Annotated in this window: 2 protein-coding genes; one reads left to right on the plus strand and one right to left on the minus strand. The window is 74.4% G+C overall.

What is annotated here, in order from left to right:
• Window positions 1-134: 134 nt before the first annotated feature.
• Window positions 135-551 (minus strand): hotdog fold thioesterase, encoded by a 417-nt coding sequence (locus QL983_RS10530; protein WP_020624995.1) that lies wholly within the window; start codon window positions 549-551, stop codon window positions 135-137.
• A gap of 216 nt (window positions 552-767) precedes the next feature.
• Here QL983_RS10530 and QL983_RS10535 point away from each other — a divergent pair.
• The coding region (locus tag QL983_RS10535) for a bifunctional RecB family nuclease/DEAD/DEAH box helicase (RefSeq protein WP_290152920.1) at window positions 768-4,291 on the plus strand (3,524 nt) is incomplete at its 3' end.

Genomic DNA, 4,291 nt, shown 5'->3' on the forward strand with positions numbered 1-4,291 from the left:
GCCGACCGCGGGGGCGGGCAGGGGTGCCGGCGTGTACGGGTTGGGGATCGAGGCCTCAAGCATGGCGTTCTCCTGGGGATGCGGGGTCGGGCGGCGGTCGACGACGGCGGCGCATCGGCGGGTGCGCCCGTCGGTCAGCGTCCGGGGGCGGGGATGGTGCGGGAGCGGCCGCGGAAGGCGGCCACCGGGGTGCCGTCGTCGGTGGTGACGGTGATGTCGTAGACGGCCGAGCGGCCGGCGGCGGCGACCAGGCGGCCCTCCGCGACGAGGGTCTGCCCGGCGCGGGTGGCCGCGAGGAAGTTGACGTCCACGCCGGAGGCCACGGTGAGGGTGGAGCCGTCCGAGGCGGGGTCGTTGCAGGTCAGCGCGAAGCACGTGTCCGCGAACGCGAAGACGGCGCCGCCGTGGGCCAGGCCGAAGCCATTGTGCTGGTCCTCGGTGAGCGTCATCCGGATGCGCGCGTGGTCCTTCTCGGCGGCCTCGAGGGTGACGCCGAGCCACCGTGCCACGCGGTCCTCCGCGAGCATGGGGTGGTGGGCGGTCTCGGTCATGGGCGGGCCTCCCTGCCGGCACGGGCGCGCCGGCGCGGCGGCGCAGAGAATTACTGAACGATCATTAGGTAACTCCCTGGATGTGACTCACGTCAAGTCCGGTCCGGTGTGTGACGCTCGCCGCCCCCGCCGTCATGCCGTGGGAGCGGGGCACACCGGGGGACCTGTGCGCGGGCCCTGCCCATCGCGTCCGCGACTCCTGTCTAGGGTGACGGCATGGTGACCTTCGCGCCGGACCGCGCCTCCTTCATGCTCAGCCCCTCGGACATCACCGCCGCCGCCACGTGCACCTACGGGTGGCTGCGCGGGACGGTGGACCCCGCGCTCGGGCGCGCCCCGCGGATCGGCGTGGCGGACGCGTTCCTCGAGCGGGTCTCCCGCCTCGGGGACGAGCACGAGTCCCGCGTGCTCGCGCGACTCGAGGCGGAGCACGGCGCAGACCAGGTGGTCCGGCTCACCCGCCCGGAGCGCTACACACCCGAGGGCGTGCAGGCCGCCCGCGAGCGCACCGCGGCGGCGTTGGCCGCGCGCCCCGCCGTCGTGTTCCAGGGGATGCTGCACGACGGCGCGTTCGGCGGTCTGGCCGACTTCCTCGTGCTCCGCACGGACGAGGAGCACCCCGAGGGCGCGTACGAGGTGGTGGACACGAAGCTGGCCCGGCATGCACGGGTGACGGCGCTGCTGCAGATCGCCGCGTACGCAGACCTGCTGGACGGCATGGGCGTGCCGCGGGCGCGGCAGGGCAGCCTGTGGCTCGGGGACGGTTCCCGGCACGTCGCGGACCTGGACGAGGTGATCCCGGTGTACCGGCACCAGCGAGCCCGGCTGGAGGCGCTGCTGCAGGATCACGTGGCCGCCGGGGAGCCCACCCGCTGGGGCGACGACCGCCTGAGCGTCTGCGGCGCATGCGAGGCGTGCGAGGAGGCCGTCGCCGAGCACCGGGACGTGCTGCTCACGGCGGGGGCCACGCGGTTGCAGCGCACCCGGCTGCGCGAGGCCGGCATCACGACCATCGAGCAGCTCGCGGCGTCCGTCGCACCGCCGGAGGGCATGGCCCGCCGCACGTGGGAGGCGCTGCGGGAACAGGCGGCGATCCAGCTGGAGCCGGCCGGGGCGGACGGGCTGCCGCCGCATCGGATCGTGGACCCGCGCGCCGTGGCGGGGCTACCCGTGCCGGACGCCGGAGACGTCTTCTTCGACTTCGAGGGGGACCCGCTGTGGGTCTCCGCGGACGGGAGCATGGAGGGCCTCGAGTATCTGTGGGGCTGGGTCGAGGCGCCGGGCGGGGACACCGCGCGCACCGCCTCGGCCGACTTCCGGTTCACGGGCCTGTGGGCGGACACCCGTGCCGCCGAGCGGGCGGCGCTCGAGCGGTTCGTGGCGTTCGTGGAGGCGCGGCGCGCGGCCCACCCGGGGATGCGGATCTACCACTACGCCGCGTACGAGGTCACCGCGCTGAAGCGCCTGACCGTGCGCCACGGCGTGGGCGAGCGCGAGCTGGACGACTGGCTGCGCGCGGGGCTGTTCGTGGACCTCTACTCCACGGTCCGCGCCGCCCTGCGGGCCGGTGTGCCGAGCTACTCCATCAAGAAGCTGGAGCCCCTCTACATGGGGGTGGAGCACCGGGCGGAGGACGGCGTCACGACGGCGGCGGACAGCGTCACCGAGTACCACCGGTACGTCGCCGCGCTGGAGGCCGGAGACACCGAGGTCGCGCGGGCGATCCGCGCCGACATCGAGGACTACAACCGGTACGACTGCGTCTCCACGGCGCGGCTGCGGGACTGGCTGCTGGAGCAGGTGGGGCGCACCGCCGAGCACGGCGCCACGGCACCCCGGCCCGACGACGATGAGCACCTCGTCGAGCCCGCCCCCGCCTTGGAGGGCGAGGACGCGCGCCTGGAGGCGGACCTCCTGGGCCTCCTGCCCACCGCGGACGACGCGGACGCCGTCCTGGACGACGAGCAGCGCGGCGTGGCCCTGCTCGCCGCCGGGCTGGGCTTCTACCAGCGCGAGGACAAACCCGTGTGGTGGGCCTTCTTCGACCGCGGCATCTCCCCGCCGGATGAGTGGCAGGACGCCCGCGCCAACGTCGTGGCGGACCGCGTGGACGTGGCCGAGGACTGGCACCGACCCAAGGGCGCTCGGACCTTCCAGCGGGTGCTGCGGATGACCGGCACCCTGGAGCCGGGGAGCTCGCTGCAGCCCGGAGCCGAGGCCATCACGGTGTACGAGGACGTCCCGGCGGACCGCCGCGACCTCCTCCAACCCAACGCGGTGCGCTGGGTCGGTGCCAAGGCCGTCGTGGAGGACGTCGAGGACCGCCCGGACGGCAGCTCCGTGGTGCTGCTGCGGGAGAAGATCCCCACGCAGGACGTGGAGCAGCATTCGGAGCTGCCCATGGCGGCGTTCGCCCACACGGTGGTGAACACGGACAAGCTCAAGGAGCGCCTGCGCGAGCGCGCCCGGACCGCGGTGCAGGCCGGCGGTCTGCCGGGATCGGGAGGCGACGCCGCCGCCCCGTCCACGGCCGCCTTCGACATCCTGGCGCGCCGCCCCCCGGCGACCGCCGGCCGCCCCCTGGCGGCCATCTCCACCGAGCTGCGCGAGGGCGACTCCGCGCCCGCTCCCGCCCGCCAGGGCTGGGAGGCGCTCGTGGAGGCGCTCGAGTCCGCGCGGGGCTCCTACGTCGCCGTCCAGGGCCCTCCCGGGACGGGCAAGACCCACGTGGGGAGCCACGCCGTGAAGGCCCTGCTCGAACGCGGGTGGAGCGTGGGCGTCACGGCCCAGTCCCACGCCGTGGTGGAGAACTTCCTGGGCAAGCTCGTGTCCATCGGGGTGCCGAAGAAACAGGTGCTCAAGGCGGAGAAGCGCGGCAAGGACGCGCCCGAGCGCCCCTGGGCCACGGTGTCGGACGCCAAGCCGTACATCGGCCTCCCCGGCCACGTCGTCGGCGGCACCGCCTGGACCTTCGCGCACGAGGACGTGCAGGAGTTCGACCTCCTGGTGATCGACGAGGCCGGGCAATTCTCCCTGGCGCACACCCTCGCCGCGGCGGCCATGGCCCGCACTGTGCTCCTGCTCGGCGACCCCCAGCAGCTGCCGCAGGTCACCAAGGGGACCCACCCCCAGCCGATTGGCGAGGCCGCGCTGAGCTGGCTGGCCGCCGACGAGCCGGTGCTGCGCGCAGACCGCGGCTTCTTCCTGGACACCTCCTGGCGTATGCACTCCGCGCTGACGGAGGCCGTCTCCACGCTCTCCTACGCCGGCGAGCTCGGCGCGAAGGAGGACGTCACGGACGCCCGCCGGCTCGACGGCGTGGAGCCCGGGCTGCACCCGTGGCCGGTCTCCCACACGGGCAACGCGGTGTCCTCGCCGGAGGAGGCCGCGGCCGTCGTCGAGATCGTCCGGTCACTGCTCGGCCGCACCTGGTCCACCGGCCCGGACGACCCCGGCCGGCCGCTCGAGCCGTCCGACGTGATCGTGGTGGCCCCGTACAACGCGCAGGTCGCCACGGTCCGGGAGGCGCTCGACGCCGCCGGTCTCGAGGGCACCACCGTCGGCACCGTGGACAAGTTCCAGGGCCGGGAGGCCGCCGTCGCGATCCTGACGATGGCGGCGTCCTCACCGCAGGAGGTGCCGCGCGGGCTGGACTTCCTCCTGAACCGTAACCGGCTCAACGTGTCGATCTCGCGCGGGCAGTGGGCCGCCTACCTCGTCCACTCCCCCGCCCTCGTGGA

Source organism: Micrococcus sp. APC 4021, assembly GCF_030407635.1.
GTDB classification, from domain to species: Bacteria; Actinomycetota; Actinomycetes; order Actinomycetales; family Micrococcaceae; genus Micrococcus; species Micrococcus luteus.